The following is a 16808-nucleotide window of genomic DNA, read 5'->3' on the forward strand; positions in this document are numbered from 1 at the left end:
CGATCGGTTTTCGGGATACAGTCCTCGCATGACGTCGGAAACACGCTGCGCCACCTCGCGGACCTGGCGGATCGGCACCGCCGAACCGGCCCTGGAGGAGACGGCCGAGACGCTGCGGGAACTGCTGTCACCGCATCTGGCCGCCCTGGCCGCGGGGGCGCAGGACCGCTCACCCGGCACCCTCCGGCTCGTCCTCGGGCAGGTGGGGCGGCGGCCGGACGCGCTGGGTGTCCCGCCACGCGGGGACGGCCACGCCGACGAGTGCCACGAGCTGGTGATCACTCCGGACGGGATCGTCTGCAGGGCCCGCACGCCGCAGGGCGTCTTCCGCGGCGCCGTCGCGGCGGTGCGCCTGCTCTCCGCCGCCCCCGGCGGGGACCTGGCGTGCCGGCGGACCGAGGACGGGCCGCGCTATGCCTGGCGGGGACTCATGGTGGATCCCGCCCGATGCTTCCTGCCCCTCGATGAGCTGTTGCGCCTGGTCGACCTGGCCGCGCTGTACCACCTGAACGTGCTGCACCTGCACCTGACCGACAACGAGGGCTGGCGGCTGGAGATCGCGGGCCGGCCCGGGCTGACCGCGGCGGAGGACGGCTCCTTCTACAGCGCCGCGCAGTACCGGGAGCTTCAGGCGTACGCGGCCGCCCGGTTCGTGACGATCGTCCCGGAGATCGACCTGCCCGGTCACACCGCGGCCGTCCTGCGCGCCCATCCGGAGCTCGGTACGGTGCCGCGCCCCGCCTGGTTGCCCGCGGACGCCCCCTTCTCGCCGCCGCTGGACCCCTGCGACCCTGGCACCCGCGCGTTCCTGGCGGAGGTGCTGACCGAGGTCGCCCGGCTCACCGACGGCCCCTACCTGCACATCGGCGGGGACGAGGCGTTCGGCATCGACGAGGCCTCCTTCGCCGAGGCGATCCGGTTCGCGCGCGAGACCGTCCGGGTGGCCGGAAAGCGGCCGCTGGGCTGGCAGGAGTCGGCCCGCGCGGGCATCGGGCCCGGCGACATCGCGCAGTGGTGGGTGGACGTCCCCATGATGGACCTGCCCGCCGACGAGGCGGAGCTGGCCGCCAGGCCCGAACTGGCCGGCACGGGCCGGCCGCTGGCCTTCTTCACCGCGGTGGCCCGGTTCTTCGCCCCTGCCGACGGGGACCTGGCCCGCATCGTCGACGGGGGCGGCCGGGTCCTGCTCTCCCCCCAGTCCCACCTCTACCTGGACCGCCCCTACGACGCGTCGATCGTCCCGCCCGGCCAGGCCGAGGCGGCCGCGCGGCTCGGCTTCTCCTACCGCCCGCGGGACGTACGGCACGCCGCCGCCTGGGATCCCGCCGCCTACGGCCTCGCGCCCGACCGGATCGCCGGGATCGAGGCGACGCTCTTCGGCGAGTCGCTGCGCGGCCTCGACGATCTGACCACGTTGCTGCTGCCCCGCCTGGCCGGGATCGCCGAGACGGCCTGGACGGGCTCGCCGCCCGCCTGGGAGGCGCATCGCGAGAGCCTGGCCGGCCAGTCCCGGCTGTGGCGGGAACGGGGGATCACGGCCCTGCTGTCCACCGAGATCGACTGGCGCTGAACACCGGACGGGGGTGCGCATCCGCCCGGATGCGCACCCCGCTCCATGGGCCGGTGGGGATCATGAGCGGGCCGTGCGGGCCAGCTCCCGCCTGCGCCTGCGCTGCTCGTGCACGTCGGCCGTCGGCGCCGACAACATCAGCTCCCGGGTGTAGGGGTGCTCGGGCCGGGCCGTGATCTGGTCGGCCTCGCCGACCTCCACGATCTCACCGCCGCGGATGACCGCCACCCGGTGGCTCATGAACCGGACCACCGACAGGTCGTGCGAGACGAACAGGTAGGACACGCCCGTCTGCTCCTGGATCTCCAGCAGCAGCTCCAGCACGGTGCGCTGGGTGGTCAGGTCCAGGGCCGAGACCGGCTCGTCGCACACGATCAGCTTCGGCCGCAGGGCCAGCGCCCGGGCGATCGCGACACGCTGGCGCTGGCCGCCGGAGAACTCCCGCGGCAGCCGCTGGGCGGCGTCGGCGGGCAGGTGCACCCGCTCCAGCAGCCCGCCGACCCGCGCTCGCGCCTCGCGTGCCCGGATCCCCTGCCCGAGCAGCGGTTCCGACAGCGTGTCGCCGACGGTGAGGGACGGGTTCAGCGACGTGTACGGATCCTGGAAGATCACCTGGAGGTCGCGGCTGAGCTCGCGCCTGCGCCGCGCGGTCGCGTGCTCGATCCGCTCGCCGTCGAAGGTGACCGACCCCGACTGGACCGGTACCAGCCCCAGGACGGCCCGGCCGAGCGTGGTCTTCCCCGACCCCGACTCGCCCACGAGGCCGAGCGTCTCGGCCGGACGGACGTCCACGGAGACGCCGTGCAGGACCCGGATCCGGGGGTCGCGCCGGCGCCGGCCCGGGAAGGAGACCTCCAGGTCCGCCACCGCGAGCAGGGGCTGCTCTTGCGTCGGCTGCTGTTGCGTCATGGGACCACGACCTTCCTGGGCTGCCAGGGCTCGCGGGCCGGGACGTGGTCGAGCACCGCCTCCAGCAGCGTTCGGGTGTAGGGATCGGCGGGGGCGTGCAGCACCTGCTCGGCGGTTCCGGTCTCGACGATCCGGCCCTCCCGCATCACCGCGACCCGGTCGCACAGGTCGGCGACGACGCCCAGGTTGTGGGTGACGAGCAGGACGCCGAGCTCGTGTTCCCGCTGCAGCCGCCGCAGCAGCTCCAGGATCTCGGCCTGGACCCGCACGTCCAGCGCGGTGGTCGGCTCGTCGGCGATGAGCAGGCGCGGCTCGCACGACATCGCCCCGGCGATCAGCACGCGCTGTGCCATCCCGCCGGAGATCTGGTGCGGGTAGGAGCGGAACGTCCGCTCGGGGTCGGCGATCTCCACCAGGCTCAGCAGGTCGAGAGCGCGCTGTACGGCCTGCTTGCGCGACAGGCCGAGCCTGACGCGGATCGGCTCGACGAGCTGGCTGCCGACGGTGAAGGCCGGATCGAGGTTGCTCATCGGCTCCTGCGGCACGTAGGCGACCATGCCGCCGCGCAGCGCGCGTCGCCGGCGTTCGGGCAGCCCGACGACCTCCTGCCCGTCCAGCAGGATGCCGCCCCGCAGGATCCTGCCTCCCTCGGGCAGGATGCCGAGGACGGAGAAGGCCGTCTGAGTCTTGCCGGAGCCGGACTCCCCGACCAGCCCGACGATCTCGCCCGGTGCGACGTCCAGATCGACGTCGTGCACGACCTCGCGGTCGCTTCCGTCGGGCAGCCGGTAGCCGACGGCCAGGCCGCGCACCGACAGCAGAGTGGCGCGTCCGGCGGGCCCGTGGTCCTCGGCGGCGGCGGCCGCCGGGTCGGCAGAGGCCGCGTCCGCGGGGTCCGCAGGGACCGTGTCCGCGGGGACCGGCGCCGCGGCGGGAACCGGGACGGCGCGGCGGCGCGCCCGGCCGGAACCGCCGCCGGTCCGGTCCTCCAGGACGTCGCGCAGCGCCCCGGCCAGCAGGACCAGCGCCCCGCTGGTCAGGCCCAGCGCCAGTCCCGGCCACAGCATGAGCGCGGGTGAGCGCTGGATGTTCTGGAACGCCTCGTTGAGCATCGCGCCCCAGGTGGGGGTGTCGCCGCTGCCGATGCCGAGGAACTCCAGGCCCGCCTGGAGCCCGATGGCGATGCCCGCGACGAGGGCGATCTGGATGATGATCGGCCCCCGCACCACGACCAGGACGTGCCTGGCGATGATCCTGGCGTCACCGAGCCCGGAGACCCGGGCCGCGTCGACGTACAGCTCCCCGCGCACCTGGACGACGATGCCCCGGACCAGCCGGAAGAAGGCGGGGGCGACCAGGACGCCGAGGACGACCATGAGCACCCAGACAGTGGAGCCGAGGACCGCCCGGGAGGCGAGCAGCACGATCATGGCGGGCAGCGCCATGACGAGGTTGGCGATCCAGCTCGCCAGGCCGTCCAGCCGCCCGCCGCGGTACCCGGCCACCAGCCCCGAGGGCACGCCGAGCAGCAGCGAGACGGCCAGGGAGATCAGCGCGCCGCTGAGCGTGGTGCGCCCGCCGTACAGCAGGCGCGACCAGATGTCGCGTCCGGCCGAGTCGAAGCCGAGCGGGTGCCCGCCGGAGGGCCCGGCGAAGGCGTGCCGCAGGTCGGAGGCGTCGGGCGGCTGGGAGACGAGCACCGGCGCAAGCAGTACGGCCAGCGCGATCAGCGCCAGCACGGCGGCCGAGACCAGCCCGAGGGGGTTGCGCGCCAGCCGTCCGAGCGCGCCCCGCCGTACCGTGGAGGGGGCGTTCACGCGGCCCTCGCCTTCGTTCATGCGGTCCTCGCCTTCGGGTTGAGCCAGCCGATGAGGATGTCGACGAGGAGGTTGATGAGGACGACGCCGATCACGGTGAACACGACCAGCGCCATGATCACCGGGATGTCGCCCCGTGTGGTGTAGTTGACCGTCATGCTGCCGAGACCGGGCAGGCCGAAGATCTGCTCCACCAGGACCGCGCCGCCGAGCAGGCTCACGAACTGCATGCCGAGCACGGACAGGGCGGGGGCGGAGGCGTTGCGCAGCACGTGCCGGAAGACGATCCGCGACGACGGCAGGCCGCGGGCCCGCAGGGTGCGCACGTAGTCCTGGCGCAGCACGTCGATGACGGAGCCGCGCACCTGCTGGGAGACGCCTGCGATCGACCCGATCGACAGCGACAGGACCGGCAGCGTGATGGTGGACAACCAGCCGGAGAACGACTCGCCGAGGTCGACGTAGCCGATGGCGGGGAACCAGCGCAGCTGGACGGCGAACACCACGACGATCACCAGGGTGACCAGGAAGCCCGGCAGGGCGTAGCCGGCCACTCCGAGGACCTGCACCACCCGGTCGACCGCGCCGCGCCGCACCCCGGCCCACACGCCGAGCAGCAGGGAGACGACGGCGGTGACCAGGGTCACGCAGATCATCAGGCTGGCGGTCACCGGCAGCCGGTTCATGATCGCCTGGGTGACGTCCTCACCGCTGAACCAGGACGTGCCGAAGTCGCCGCGCAGGGCGTGAGCGAGCCAGTCGGTGTACTGGACCATGACGGGACGGTCCAGTCCCAGCTCGTGGTTCTTGGTCTCGATCGCGGCCTGGCCGGCGCTGTTGCCCAGGAGCTGGCGGGCCACGTCCAGGTCGGGCAGGGACAGCAGCAGATAGGACAGCAGGGAGATGACGAACAGCAGGAGCACGCCGGCCGAGAGCCGGCGTGCGATGAACATCGGCATGGGGACCGTCTCTGTCCGGTACGGCTACGCGGGGGCGTAGTTGTAGATGGAGGGGACGGCCATTCCCGCCTGGGGCACGGCCTTGACGTCCTTGTCGGAGACCAGCAGGTTCGTCATCCGGAAGAACGGCACGAACCATCCCTCCTCGACGAGGTGGGTGTTGAGCTCCTGGAAGTCGGCCTTCGCCGCCTCCGCGCTCTTGCCCTGGATCTCGGCGACCAGCTTGCCGACGGTCTCGTCGGTGGTGCCGAACATGTTGAAGGTACCGGGCAGCACCAGCGTGCGGACCACGATCCAGTCGTTGGAGGACTGGCCGATGTTCATGACCATGCCCGAGTACTCCCGGTCGATGAAGATCTTCTTCATGACCGAGGTGTCCGCCTGGTCCCAGACGAGCTTGACGCCCACCTTGCCGAGGTCGGTCTGCATCGAGGCGGCCAGGGCGTCGTTGACGATCGCGGTGATGCGGGGCAGGTGCATGGTGAAGCCGTCCCCGTAACCCGCCTCCTGCAGCAGCGCCTTGGCCTTGGCCGGGTCGTAGGGATAGCGCCCGTCGAGCTCCTTGACGTATCCCGTGCTGGAGGGCCCGAAGACCTGGGCGGTGATCTCGCCGCGGCCCTGCCGGATGGCGCTGAGCATGGTCTCGCGGTCCAGGGCGTGGTTGAGCGCCTGGCGGACCTTGGCCTCGCGCAGGGCCGGGGTCACCTTGCCGCCGCGGTCGAACAGCAGCAGCCCCTGGAAGTCGAAGGGGTAGTCGGCGACGGTGACGCCCGGGTCGGACTTGATGCCGGCCTGCTGGCCGACGTCCTGGAGCACGGCGGTGTCGATCTGGCCGGTCTTGATGCCGTTGACGATGGCCGTCTCGTTGTCGAAGACGCTCATCGTGATCGTGTCGTAGGGCAGCTTGGCGCCCCAGTAGTCGGACCTGCGGGTGTAGACCCACTTGGTGCCGATGACCGTCTTGGCGCCGTCCAGCCGGTAGGGGCCGGTGCCGTTGGGCTTGGTCTTGAGCTCGTCGGCCTTGGCGAAGGCGGCGGGGCTCGCCATCAGCCCGGCGGAGTCGCTGAGATAGAACAGCAGTCCGGGGTCGGGCCGCTCCAGGGTCAGCTTCACGTGGGTGGCGTCGACGACCTCGACCGACTTCAGACCGGCGAGGTTGGCCGCGTCCGGTCCGCCGGCCTTCTTGAAGCGGTCGAGGTTCGCCTTGACGGCCGCCGCGTCGAACGCCGTGCCGTCCTGGAAGGTCACGCCGCCGCGCAGGGTGAGCGCCAGTTCGGTGTTGGAGTCGTCGTAGGCCCACTCCGTGGCGAGCATCGGGCTGTAGGAGCCGTCGGGCTCCCGCTTGATCAGCGTGTCGTAGACCGGCTGGAAGAACGGCAGGCCGCTGCCGACCGCGGTCGCGGGATCCATGCTGGTCGTCTTGGTCAGCGTGGCGATGTTCAGCGTCGTGGGGGCACCGGACGTGCCGCTCTCCGGGCCACCCTGCGCGCCGGCGCATCCCGAGAGCGCCAAGACGAGGGCGGCCGTGACGGTCGATGCATATTTCCGCATGTCACTACTCCCGATGAGGGGGCGGAAGACAGGCTCCGCCGGGGGGATGTCGGGAGCATACACACGAAACTAACCACGTGGTAGGTTTTACCGCACCGAAATCTACCAGGTGGTAAGTTTCGGCCCGGCGGGGGTGAGGCGGCGACGCCGTACCGTTGACAGCGGCCCTCGAAGGACCCCCGAGCCGCACCCCCAGGAGAGACCTCCGTGAGCGACCAGACCCAGGCACCCGCCGTGCGACCGTCGAAGGGCGAGCGCACACGCGCGCGGATCCTCGCCTCCGCCGCGGAGCTGTTCGCCGCGTCCGGATTCCACGCCGTCTCGCTGCGCGACATCGCCGCGCACGTCGGCCTCACGCACGCCGGGCTCCTGCACCACTTCCCCGGCAAGGAGTCCCTGCTCATCGAGGTGCTGAGCCATCGCGACCGGGAGGACGCCAAGGTCCTGTTCCGGGTCGACCCCGAAGACAGCCCGCAGGAGTTCCTGCGGCTGATCGTGGGCGTCGTTCACCGCAACATGCGCACCCCAGGCCTGGTCAGCCTCTACGCCAAAATCTCCACCGAGGCGGTCGACCCCGCCCACCCCGCGCACACCTACTTCGTCAGGCGCTACGCGCTCCTGCGCGGCCAGCTGACCGCGGCCTTCACGGCGCTGGCCGCCCGCACCGATCCCCGGCCCGACTACGACCCCGAGCTGACCGCCCAGATGCTCCTGGCCGTGATGGACGGGCTGCAGACCCAGTGGCTGCTCGCCCCCGCCACGGTCGACATGCACGCGGCCGTGGTGGCCTTCTGCGCCCGGATCGGACTGGACTTCAGCGACGCCCCGCCCCTCCCCGACCACCGCTCCGATCCGGAGCCGTCCCCCACGTCCATCATGAGCGCAGAGGCCGAAACATGAACCTCCCCCACGACCTCACCCTGGCCGAGAAGGCGTCGCTGACCTCCGGGAGCAGCACCTGGCAGACCACCCCCGTCGACGGGCGGGTCCGTGCGATCACACTGACCGACGGCCCGCACGGCATCCGGCGCCAGGACCCCGCGGCCGGTGACGCCCTCGGGCTGAACGCCAGCCTTCCCGCCACGTGCTTCCCGCCCGCCGTCACACTCGGATCCTCCTGGGACCCCGAGCTGGCCCGGCGGGTGGGCGCGGCCCTGGCCAGGGAGGCCTCGGCGCTGGGCGCCGACGTCGTGCTCGGTCCCGGCGTGAACATCAAGCGGTCCCCGCTGTGCGGCCGCAACTTCGAGTACCTCTCCGAGGACCCGCTCGTCAGCGGGGTGATGGGCGCGGCCGTGGTCGCCGGGATCCAGTCGCTGGGGATCGGCGCGTGCGTCAAGCACTTCGCGGTCAACAACCAGGAGACCGACCGGATGCGGGTGAGCGCCGACGTCGACGAGCAGACGCTGCGCGAGATCTATCTGCCCGCCTTCGAGCGCATCGTGCGCGAGGCCGCGCCGTACGCGGTGATGACCGCCTACAACAGGATCAACGGGGTCTACGCGAGCGAGAACCATTGGCTGCTGACCGAGGTGCTCCGGGGCGAGTGGGGCTTCGACGGCCTGGTGATGTCGGACTGGGGCGCCGTCAACGACCGGGTCGCCGCCCTGGCCGCCGGGCTCGACCTGGAGATGCCCCCGACCGGCACCGACGGGCAGATCGTCGAGGCGGTCACGGCCGGCCGCCTGGAGGAGTCGGCGGTCACCGCCGCCGCCGAACGCGTCATCCGGCTGGTACGCCGGGTGGAGGACGCACGGCGCTCCGCGGGCCGGGACGAGGAGACGCCGCGTTTCGACGGCCAGGGTGAGGAGCCGCGGCGTTTCGACGACTGGGACGAGGACGCCCACCATGAGCTGTGCCGCCAGGCCGCCCGGGCCGGTGCCGTACTGCTGAAGAACGACGGCGGCCTGCTGCCGCTCGACCCGGCCGGCTCCCAGCGGATCGCCGTCATCGGGGAGTTCGCCCGCACCCCCCGCTACCAGGGCCACGGCAGCTCGCACGTGGTGCCCACCCGCCTGGACACCCCCTGGGACGCGCTGCGCGCCGCCGCCGGTCCCGGCACCGAGCTGTCCTTCGCCCCCGGTTTCACTCTGGACGGCACGCCGGACGCCGCCCTGGTGGCCGACGCCGTGTCGGCCGCCGCGTCGGCCGACACCGCGCTGGTGTTCCTCGGCCTGCCCGAGGCCGCCGAGTCCGAGGGGTTCGACCGCACCACGATCGACCTTCCGGCCGGCCAGATCGCCCTGCTGCGCGCGGTGTCCGCCGCCTGCCCCCGGGTCGCGGTGGTCCTGGCCAACGGCGGCGTGGTCGGGGTGGCGCGGTGGCAGGACGCCGCGTCCGCGATCCTGGAGGGCTGGCTGCCCGGCCAGGCCGCCGGGACCGCGCTGGCCGACCTGCTGTTCGGTTTCCACAGCCCCTGCGGCCGGCTCACCGAGACCATCCCGGTCAAGCTCGCCGACGTCCCCTCCCACCTGAACTTCCCCGGCCGGGACGGGCATGTGGTCTACGGCGAGGGCCGCTACGTCGGATACCGCCACTACGACACCCTCGACGTCCCCGTGGCCTACCCCTTCGGGCACGGACTGAGCTACACCCGCTTCTCCTACGACGACCTCGCCGTCGTGGAGAACGGCGGGAACACCTGGACGGTGGAGGCCACCGTCACCAACACCGGCGGCCGGTCCGGCCACGAGGTCGTGCAGCTGTATGTGGCCTTCGAGGAGCAGGCCCCGTCCCGGCCCCGGCACGAGCTGCGCGGATTCACCAAGGTCGGGCTCGAGCCCGGCGAGTCCCGCCGGGTCTCCTTCACCCTGACGGGCCGGGACGTCGCCCGCTGGTCGCCGTCCCGGCGCGGCTGGCGGATCGACCCGGGCAGCTTCGTCGTCGAGGTGGGCGCGTCCTCGCGCGACATCCGCCTGCGGGCCGAGGTGTCCACCGCCGGGGACGGGCTGACGGACGAGCTCGGGCCGATGTCCACCCTGGGCGAGTGGCTGGCCCACCCCGTCGGCGCGGAGCTGCTCGGCGCCCGGATGCGACGCGCCGCCGGCCTGCTCGACGCCTCCGGCGGCCACTCGGCGCTGATCAACCTGGCGCTGGGGATCCCGCTGATCAAGTTCTCCACCTTCGGCATCGGGCTGACCTCGGACGTCGTCACCGAACTGGTCTCCGCGGTCCGGAACGCGCCCGCGGAAGGCGCCGCCCCTGACGCGTGACCGGAGGACACCCTTTGCGACGTCTTATGACGTCTTGCGACAGCGGTCGTCCTGCCCCGCGGGCTCCTCACCGAGGGCCCGCGGGGCAGGCCGTAGGGTGTGGCCATGACGAAGCGGGGCCCCTACCGCAAAGGCGAGGCCAAGCGGCTGGAGATCCTCCAGGTCGCGCTGCAGATCTTCGCGGAGGAGGGTTACCGCGGGACCTCCCTGCGCAAGGTCGCCGCCAGGTGCGGGCTGAGCCTGCCGGGGATCATGCACTACTTCGAGTCCAAGGAGGACCTGCTGATCCAGGTCCTGCGGATGCGCGACGACGTCGAGCGGGAACGGCGCGCGGAGTACCGCGGGCTGGAGGACGCTCTGGCTACCCTGGGCGAGGGCATGCGCACCCCCGGCCTGGTGGAGCTGTTCGTCTCCATGGCGGCCACGGCCGGGGACGCCTCCCACCCGGCGCACGACTTCTTCCCCTCCCGCTACGCGACGCTGCGCGAGGCGGTGACCCGCCGCGTCCAGGAGGCGATGGACGCCGGCCGGATCACCTCCGCCGTCCCCGCCGACCGCGTCGCCGTACTCCTTCTGGCCGTCGCCGACGGCATCCAGCTGCAGTGGCTGTCGGACCGATCCATCGACATGCGCGAGCCGATGGCCGACGTGCTCGGACTGCTCAGGCCCTCGCCCGGGGAACACGTTGACACCTGAAAACCGAGCATCGTACGGTTTTCAGGTGTCAGGCCACCCCGCGTGAGGGGAGCGCCTGGAAGGCGCCCCACGCGACGGGAGACAGGGCATGACCGAGGTTCACGGCACCGTACGGCCCGGGTTCGAGGGCGTCCGCGACGGATTCGCGCGCGGGCAGGAGGGTGACGAGGGCGCCGCCCAGCTCGCCGTCTACCAGGACGGGCACCTCGTGGTGGACCTGTGGGCGGGCGCCGACCCGATCGGCGGCCGCCCGGTCGGCGGCGACTCGCTGGGCGTCGTCATGTCGGTCACCAAGGGAGCCGTCGCCACCTGCGCCCACCTGCTGTCCCTGCGCGGCGAGCTCGACCTGGACGCCCCGGTCCGCGCGTACTGGCCGGAGTTCGCGGCCGCGGGCAAGGCCCACATCAGCGTGTCGGACCTGCTCTCCCACCGGGCCGGGCTGTCCGGGTTCGATCCGGAGACGCGGATCGGCCCGGCCAGCTATCTGGACTGGGACGCCTGCGTGGCCGCGCTGGCGGCGATGGAGCCGCTGTGGGAGCCGGGGACCGCGGTCATGTACCACACCCTCACCTACGGCTATCTGGTCGGCGAGGTCATCCGGCGCGCCACCGGCCGGACGGCCGGGACCGTCCTGGCCGATCTTGTCGCCGCCCCGCTCGCGCTGGACCTGTGGATCGGCATGCCCGAGTCCGAGGAGCCCCGTTTCCTGCCGCAGTTCTCCCTGCGGCCCCAGCCGGGCGAGGAGGAGGTGCTCGCGTTCCTCGCCGACCTGGGCCTCGACCGTACCGACCGGCTGGTGCGGAGCACCGCCGCGACCTTCCACGGCATCACCGAGGCGATGGAGGCGTTCAACCGGCCCGAGGGGCGGGCCGCCGAGATCCCGGCCGCCAACGGCGTCGCCGACGCCCGCTCTCTCGCCCGCATGTACGCTGCGACGATCGGCGAGGTCGACGGCGTCCGTCTCCTCGACGGGGACGGCGTGGCACGGGCCGTCGCGCCGCAGACCGACGAGCTGCCCGCCCCACCGCCCTTCCACCGCCTGCCCGCCACGGAGTCCTCCCGCTTCGGGCTCGGCTACGAGCTGCCCCGCCCCGGCCTGCCGATGCTCGGCGAGGGTTCCTTCGGTCACGCCGGAGCCGGAGGGCGCCTCGCCTACGCCCAGCCGCGCACGGGTACGGCCGTGGCCTACCTGTGCACCAACATGGCCTGGAACCCGGCGGCCGGCCCCGATCCGCGCTGGCTGCCGTGGACGGAGGCCCTGGAGCACGCCGTCGGCCCGGCCGCCGTCTAGAGTCCCGCCGGTTTTCCACAGGGCGGAGGATTGCCCTCGCCTAATATATCTGTTAGATATCTCTGACAGAGACAAGGAGGTGCCGATGGCACGGCGAAGCCAGACGGAGACGGCGGTCCTGGGAGGACTGAGCATGCAGCCGATGACGGCCTACGCACTGCGGGAGGCCATCCGGGACGTGCTCGGCCATTTCTGGAGCGAGAGCTTCGGGCAGATCTATCCGACGCTCAACGCCCTCGAACAGCAGGGCCATGTGGAACGCCGCGAGGGGCCGCGCTCCGGCTCCTCGACCTTCGTCATCACCGCCTCCGGCACCGCGCGCCTGCGCGAGCTGCTGAGCGAGCCGATCGCGGCATCGCCCCCGCGCAACGGGCTCCTGCTGCGCCTGTTCTTCGGCCGGACCCTGGGCGTGCGGAAGTGCCGGGAACTGCTGCTGGAGGCGAAGGCCGACGCCGAGCGGAGCCTGGCCGAGTACGACGACCTGGCCCGCACGCTCTCCGCCGAGGAGGAGGGCTCCCCGGACCTTCCGTACGTCCTGATGACCGTCTCCGCCGGCGGGCACGGAGCCGAAGGCGTCATCGCCTGGGCCGACGAAGCCCTCGCCATGCTCGCCGGCATCCCCGCGGACGACTCCACGAACGACGCCACCCCCACGGACGGAGAGTCATGATGACCACGCAGGCCGATCCCGTGGACGTCGCCGGGCAGCGCCGTCCGGTCTCGCGGCTCCGCGCCCGGATCAACTTCGCCGTCTTCTCCGCCGTCGCCGTCGGCGGTGGCTGGCTCTTCGCCGCCATGGACCGGGCCACCGGGCAGATCGTCGGCACCGGGAGCGTGACCTCCACCAGCGGCGGCACGAACGGGCAGGGACTGTGGATCGCCGTCCCGGCACTGACCGCGCTCGTGCTCCACTTCGTCAGCCGGGACGGCGCGGGGCCCCTGGGTCTCACGCTGCGGTTCGCGGACCGGGCCCGCTGGTTCGGGTTCGCGGCGGGGCTCTCCCCGGTCACGACCGCCGTCGCGGTGGCGGCGGCCGTCGTGACCGGCCTCGCGACCTTCTCCGGCACCCCGCTCGCCGGCAAACCGCCCTTCGCCGAAGCCTTCGTCACCACGCTCGGCTTCCTGCTGGTCAAGAACCTGCTGGAGGAGTTCATCTTCCGCGGGTACGGCACGCGCACCGCGATGGCCCTCGGCCTGCGCGGCATCGCCCCGCACCTGCTCGTCGGGCTGGTCTGGGGATTGTGGCACCTCCCGCTGTACGCGGTCTGGATGTCCCCGGCGGACTTCCGCCAGAGCACGTCGCTGCCGTGGGCGTGGTACCTGCCGATCTTCTTCGCGGGCATCATGGCGCTGGCCGTCCTCTACGGCGAGATGCGCGTGCGGACCGGTTCGATCTGGCCCGGCGTGGTGCTCCACACGGTCAGCAACGCGCTCGTGACCCCCCTGCTGATCAACGGGCACCTGAGCTTCGAGGGGCACGGCGACGTGCTGTTCGGCATCGCCCCGAACTCGGTCCTCTCGATCCTCCTCTTCGGCGGGACGGGACTCCTCCTCCTGCGCCACCGGACCCGGAACGGCGGCCGCCCGGAGAGCTGAGCACGGCCGGGCCCCCCGTCCGGAGAAGGACGGAGGGCCCGGCCGTGCCCAGCTCAGTGATCAACCCGGGACCGGAACCCCCACCGGAAACCCGGTCGTCCTGCGTCCCCGCGCGATCAGCCACAGCGACCACGCCTGCAGCAGCCCGATCGCCGTGAGCCCCGGCAGGGTGAACAGGACGCCGGACACGTCGATCGGCAGGAGCATGAGAAGCTGCGAGGCAGGAGCGGTGACGGCGAACAGAACGATCGCCTCCAGCCCCTGGCTGCCCGACTGATGCGCGGTGATCGCCACGTAGGCGACCGTGCCCAGAACGATCAGCGCGTAGGAACCGGCGACGGACAGGGCGAAGGTCCCCCGGTCGTAACGGGTGACGTAGCGGGTCAGTGCTCTTGTGAGTCGCATGCTCCGAGTCTGTTCGCCCCGAAGCCCCCGGCCGTGAGTAGGAATACTCAGCCGGCGCCGGACGAGGTGCTCGTTTTCCGCATCCCACCGCGGGAAACGGCCCCTGGTCTGGGTGGGACCATCAGGACTTGAACCTGAGGCCTCTGATCGTAAGGGCGATGGGTCGCAGGGGGTTGCATCCTGTACCCCGGTACAGGCTTACCGTCGAGCTGTAGGGGCCGCTCGCGGCGGAGACGGGCGGCTGTGGCACTGGGAGGGCTCATGGAATGGGCGCCGGCGGAATGCACCCTGCCCACCGAGGAGCGGCCGTTGCGGCTGGCGGAGTTCGACACGCTGTTCGCCTCGGCGCTGCGCGGGCTGGAACGGGTGGCTCCGACGCACCTGCGGCTGGTCCTCGACGGCGGAGTGCAGGTGGAGGAGACGGCGCGGGATCTGACGGCCCGGGAGAGCGGTTGCTGTTCGTTCTTCACCTTCACCCTCACCCCGGGCGGTGAGCGCCTGGCCCTGGACGTCGAGGTGCCGGCAGTCCACGCCAAGGTGCTCGACGGGCTCGCGACGCGGGCGATCGAGGCAGCTCCGCAGGTGGCGTCATGACCGGTGCCTGGCTGCGGACCGGCGAGGTCGCCGAGGCCGCGGGCGTCAACGCCCAGACGTTGCGGTACTACCACCGGCGGGGCCTGCTACGGGAACCGCGGCGCAGCAACGGCGGGCACCGGCTGTACCCGCCGGAGACCGTGACCGCCCTGCGCGTGATCAAGGCGGCGCAACGGCTGGGCTTCACCCTGGATGAGGTGGCCGACCTGGTCGAGGCGGGCGGGCACCGCCACGGCAGGCCTGACCGCGGATTGCAGGCGCGGGCGGTGGCAAAGCTGACCGAGGTGGAGCAGAAGATCGCCGACCTTCAGACGATCCGGGAGACGCTGCTTCAGGCGGTGGATGCCGGATGTGACGACCTGATGGCGTGCGCGGCCAGTTCATGCTGTCCGCTGCCGTTCGCCGAGCTGACCGAAGGAGGACGACGTGCCGACGTCGACTGACCCGAAACAGCGTCGGCGGCTGCTACCGGCAGGGCTGGCAGGCATGGCGGCGCTGGCCTGCGCGGCGTGCTGCGCGCTTCCCCTCCTGCTGGCCGCTGGAGTGATCGGCGGAGCCGGGGCGGTCGCGATCATCGACATCATGCCGACCGTGGCCGTGGTGCTGGCGGCTCTGGCCGTTGCGGCGTGGGGCCTGGCCTGGACGGCACGTCGCCGGAAGAAGACTTCCGGGTGTGCGGGTGGGACCGGTTGCGGTTGCCGGGGCGGCATGCGCCGGCACATCGAGGTCGATCCTCTACAGTCACGGCCGTGACTGTCGCGCGTTCCCTGCTGTTGTTCGTAGTGGCCGCCCTGGCTGAGATCGGGGGGGCCTGGTTGGTCTGGCAGGGGGTGCGAGAGCAGCGCGGGCTGTTGTGGGTGGGGGCCGGGGTCATCGCGCTGGGACTGTATGGACTGGTGGCCACCTTCCAGCCGGATGCCAACTTCGGCCGCATCCTGGCCGCCTACGGGGGCGTGTTCGTCGCGGGCTCGCTGGTGTGGGGCATGGTGGTGGACAAGTTCCAGCCGGATCGCTGGGACATCATCGGCGCGGCCGTCTGCATGCTCGGCGTGCTGGTCATCATGTACGCCCCACGTGGGTGACCTGAGGAGAGCGGTCAGTTCTGGGCGGAAGAGCTGCCCGGACCGGTCAGCCGGCTCAGGGCGGCGAAGCCGTCGTCGGTGGATCCGGTCCAGCAGGCGGCGTCCGCGAGCTTTGCTCTGTCAAGGACCATCGAAGAAGCGAAATACGGGATCACACAGCCAACCCGCGAGGGGACGTGGATGGGGATTCTGCTCACCTGCGTCTGGGGATGCCTCCGCACAGATAGATCGACTCCTCCAGCAGCTGCGGCGTCATCGTGATCCCGGTGAGACGCTCGGCCAGCATGAACGACGGCCCTTCGTGGGGGTCGGCACCATGCGGGTGGAGGGAGTCGATCCGCTCCATGGTCTCCGCCAGTTCGTCCGGCATCTCCTCTGAGTAACCTTCCCGATGCGGGAACTCGAACCGGATCTCTCCGTCTTCCGTCCAGTGGGAGTACCCCTCCTCGTGCAGGAACTCGAACCGGATCTCCCCGTCGTCGATCCAGTGGAAGTAGTCCATCCATTTGGACTCGAGGTAGAAATGGCAGACGAGGCGGGTGCCCGCCGACAGTGGCCGGATGGCCCCTTCGCTGGTGCCGAGCATGTCGCCGGTCTCGACCATGAGCGCCCATTCGCCGACGGCGACGACACCGAAGGCGTCCCGCTCGTGAGAGCCGGAATGGGAGTACCGGATCAGCTCGTCAAGCGTCATGCGCGAGCAGGCCTCGACCCGCACGCCGAGCCGGTTCACCACTTCCTCAGGCGTCAGACCGCGAACGTAGGTGAAGCAGTGGGCATCGGCCAGCTCGGGGAAGCGCTCACGGGAGAACCAGGAATAGTCGTCGGGAGTCGCGATCACCCCGTCATACTCGCAGCACCCGGCTACACCGTGGGCGACGCCGTACGGGACCGGCTGGAGTTCGGGCTCGACGGGCGGCAGCCTTCGTGAAGAAGGCGATGGACCTGATCTCTCCCGGTGAGGCCAAGAGGGCTTAGTCACTCACTCAGTCACCAGAAAGATCAAAAAGGCCACTTCCCGCTGTGGGAAATGGCCTCTGATCTGGGTGGGGCTATCAGGACTTGAACCTGGGACCTCTTCCTTATCAGCACGGTCAGCGAGGGCCGAACCCCGCTTCCGGCTGCGTCT

17 protein-coding genes are annotated in these 16808 nt (G+C 71.5%); 11 read left to right on the plus strand and 6 right to left on the minus strand.

Annotated features, from left to right (window positions below):
• Positions 1 to 28: 28 nt before the first annotated feature.
• Positions 29 to 1570 (plus strand): family 20 glycosylhydrolase, encoded by a 1542-nt coding sequence (locus Pta02_RS36075; protein ID WP_203879507.1) that lies wholly within the window; start codon positions 29 to 31, stop codon positions 1568 to 1570.
• A gap of 60 nt (positions 1571 to 1630) precedes the next feature.
• Here Pta02_RS36075 and Pta02_RS36080 read toward each other — a convergent pair whose 3' ends face one another.
• From Pta02_RS36080 to Pta02_RS36095, 4 genes are read right to left on the minus strand one after another with little or no spacing between them, the layout of a single operon-like run.
• On the minus strand, positions 1631 to 2479 hold the full coding sequence (locus Pta02_RS36080; protein ID WP_203879508.1) for an ABC transporter ATP-binding protein: 849 nt from the start codon (positions 2477 to 2479) through the stop codon (positions 1631 to 1633).
• A complete protein-coding gene (locus Pta02_RS36085) occupies positions 2476 to 4317 on the minus strand; it encodes a dipeptide/oligopeptide/nickel ABC transporter permease/ATP-binding protein (RefSeq protein WP_203879509.1) in 1842 nt (613 codons plus the stop codon). Before Pta02_RS36085 ends, Pta02_RS36080 begins: the two co-directional genes overlap by 4 nt.
• Complete coding sequence (locus Pta02_RS36090) at positions 4314 to 5249, minus strand: ABC transporter permease (RefSeq protein WP_239131500.1); 936 nt, start codon at positions 5247 to 5249, stop codon at positions 4314 to 4316. The genes Pta02_RS36085 and Pta02_RS36090 overlap by 4 nt, the downstream gene beginning before the upstream one ends.
• 30 nt (positions 5250 to 5279) lie before the next feature.
• Positions 5280 to 6806, minus strand: a complete 1527-nt coding sequence (locus tag Pta02_RS36095) for an ABC transporter substrate-binding protein (protein ID WP_203879511.1) — start codon at positions 6804 to 6806, stop codon at positions 5280 to 5282.
• A gap of 207 nt (positions 6807 to 7013) precedes the next feature.
• Between Pta02_RS36095 and Pta02_RS36100 the strand changes: the two genes are divergently transcribed.
• The 6 genes from Pta02_RS36100 to Pta02_RS36125 all read left to right on the plus strand — a co-directional run bounded on the left by Pta02_RS36100 (position 7014) and on the right by Pta02_RS36125 (position 13598).
• Positions 7014 to 7706 (plus strand): TetR/AcrR family transcriptional regulator, encoded by a 693-nt coding sequence (locus tag Pta02_RS36100; RefSeq protein WP_203879512.1) that lies wholly within the window; start codon positions 7014 to 7016, stop codon positions 7704 to 7706.
• A complete protein-coding gene (locus Pta02_RS36105; RefSeq protein ID WP_203879513.1) occupies positions 7703 to 10015 on the plus strand; it encodes a glycoside hydrolase family 3 C-terminal domain-containing protein in 2313 nt (770 codons plus the stop codon). The genes Pta02_RS36100 and Pta02_RS36105 overlap by 4 nt, the downstream gene beginning before the upstream one ends.
• 105 nt (positions 10016 to 10120) lie before the next feature.
• Entirely contained in the window at positions 10121 to 10711 is a 591-nt protein-coding gene (locus Pta02_RS36110) for a TetR/AcrR family transcriptional regulator (RefSeq protein WP_203879514.1), read from the plus strand.
• Positions 10712 to 10799: 88 nt separating this feature from the next.
• Positions 10800 to 12002, plus strand: a complete 1203-nt coding sequence (locus Pta02_RS36115) for a serine hydrolase domain-containing protein (protein ID WP_203879515.1) — start codon at positions 10800 to 10802, stop codon at positions 12000 to 12002.
• 85 nt (positions 12003 to 12087) lie between these two features.
• Complete coding sequence (locus tag Pta02_RS36120) at positions 12088 to 12672, plus strand: PadR family transcriptional regulator (RefSeq protein WP_203879516.1); 585 nt, start codon at positions 12088 to 12090, stop codon at positions 12670 to 12672.
• The gene (locus tag Pta02_RS36125; protein WP_203879517.1) at positions 12669 to 13598 is read left to right on the plus strand and encodes a CPBP family intramembrane glutamic endopeptidase; all 930 of its coding nucleotides are present in this window, start codon (positions 12669 to 12671) and stop codon (positions 13596 to 13598) included. Before Pta02_RS36120 ends, Pta02_RS36125 begins: the two co-directional genes overlap by 4 nt.
• A gap of 60 nt (positions 13599 to 13658) precedes the next feature.
• Here Pta02_RS36125 and Pta02_RS36130 read toward each other — a convergent pair whose 3' ends face one another.
• The gene (locus Pta02_RS36130; RefSeq protein WP_203879518.1) at positions 13659 to 14003 is read right to left on the minus strand and encodes an SCO4225 family membrane protein; all 345 of its coding nucleotides are present in this window, start codon (positions 14001 to 14003) and stop codon (positions 13659 to 13661) included.
• Between the two features lie 261 nt (positions 14004 to 14264).
• On the opposite strand from Pta02_RS36130, the gene Pta02_RS36135 reads away from it, so the two are divergent.
• Genes Pta02_RS36135 through Pta02_RS36150 form a run of 4 tightly spaced genes read left to right on the plus strand, consistent with a single transcriptional unit; the run spans position 14265 to position 15679 of the window.
• Positions 14265 to 14597 (plus strand): hypothetical protein, encoded by a 333-nt coding sequence (locus Pta02_RS36135; protein ID WP_203879519.1) that lies wholly within the window; start codon positions 14265 to 14267, stop codon positions 14595 to 14597.
• Complete coding sequence (locus tag Pta02_RS36140; RefSeq protein ID WP_203879520.1) at positions 14594 to 15040, plus strand: MerR family transcriptional regulator; 447 nt, start codon at positions 14594 to 14596, stop codon at positions 15038 to 15040. The genes Pta02_RS36135 and Pta02_RS36140 overlap by 4 nt, the downstream gene beginning before the upstream one ends.
• Positions 15024 to 15350: a mercuric ion transporter MerT gene (merT, locus tag Pta02_RS36145; protein WP_203879521.1), complete on the plus strand. Its 327-nt coding sequence runs from the start codon at positions 15024 to 15026 to the stop codon at positions 15348 to 15350. The genes Pta02_RS36140 and merT overlap by 17 nt, the downstream gene beginning before the upstream one ends.
• Complete coding sequence (locus Pta02_RS36150; RefSeq protein ID WP_203879522.1) at positions 15347 to 15679, plus strand: YnfA family protein; 333 nt, start codon at positions 15347 to 15349, stop codon at positions 15677 to 15679. Before merT ends, Pta02_RS36150 begins: the two co-directional genes overlap by 4 nt.
• A 193-nt stretch (positions 15680 to 15872) precedes the next feature.
• Here the strand turns inward: Pta02_RS36150 and Pta02_RS36155 are convergent, their stop codons facing one another.
• Positions 15873 to 16520 carry a DUF6461 domain-containing protein gene (locus Pta02_RS36155; protein ID WP_203879523.1) on the minus strand — a complete coding sequence of 216 codons (648 nt, stop codon included), beginning with the start codon at positions 16518 to 16520 and terminating at the stop codon, positions 15873 to 15875.
• Positions 16521 to 16808: the final 288 nt, after the last annotated feature.

The sequence above is a fragment of the Paraplanobispora takensis genome, assembly GCF_016863195.1.
GTDB classification, from domain to species: Bacteria; Actinomycetota; Actinomycetes; order Streptosporangiales; family Streptosporangiaceae; genus Planobispora; species Planobispora takensis.

Bases quoted from the DNA above. Each gene is read 5' to 3' on its own strand.
- Pta02_RS36085 (WP_203879509.1), bottom strand. From the start codon at position 4,317: ATGAACGAAGGCGAGGGCCGCGTGAACGCCCCCTCCACGGTACGGCGG.
- Pta02_RS36130 (WP_203879518.1), bottom strand. From the start codon at position 14,003: ATGCGACTCACAAGAGCACTGACCCGCTACGTCACCCGTTACGACCGG.
- Pta02_RS36135 (WP_203879519.1), top strand. From the start codon at position 14,265: ATGGAATGGGCGCCGGCGGAATGCACCCTGCCCACCGAGGAGCGGCCG.
- Pta02_RS36120 (WP_203879516.1), top strand. From the start codon at position 12,088: ATGGCACGGCGAAGCCAGACGGAGACGGCGGTCCTGGGAGGACTGAGC.
- Pta02_RS36140 (WP_203879520.1), top strand. From the start codon at position 14,594: ATGACCGGTGCCTGGCTGCGGACCGGCGAGGTCGCCGAGGCCGCGGGC.
- Pta02_RS36095 (WP_203879511.1), bottom strand. From the start codon at position 6,806: ATGCGGAAATATGCATCGACCGTCACGGCCGCCCTCGTCTTGGCGCTC.
- Pta02_RS36075 (WP_203879507.1), top strand. From the start codon at position 29: ATGACGTCGGAAACACGCTGCGCCACCTCGCGGACCTGGCGGATCGGC.
- Pta02_RS36115 (WP_203879515.1), top strand. From the start codon at position 10,800: ATGACCGAGGTTCACGGCACCGTACGGCCCGGGTTCGAGGGCGTCCGC.
- Pta02_RS36080 (WP_203879508.1), bottom strand. From the start codon at position 2,479: ATGACGCAACAGCAGCCGACGCAAGAGCAGCCCCTGCTCGCGGTGGCG.
- Pta02_RS36110 (WP_203879514.1), top strand. From the start codon at position 10,121: ATGACGAAGCGGGGCCCCTACCGCAAAGGCGAGGCCAAGCGGCTGGAG.
- Pta02_RS36125 (WP_203879517.1), top strand. From the start codon at position 12,669: ATGATGACCACGCAGGCCGATCCCGTGGACGTCGCCGGGCAGCGCCGT.
- Pta02_RS36090 (WP_239131500.1), bottom strand. From the start codon at position 5,249: ATGTTCATCGCACGCCGGCTCTCGGCCGGCGTGCTCCTGCTGTTCGTC.
- Pta02_RS36105 (WP_203879513.1), top strand. From the start codon at position 7,703: ATGAACCTCCCCCACGACCTCACCCTGGCCGAGAAGGCGTCGCTGACC.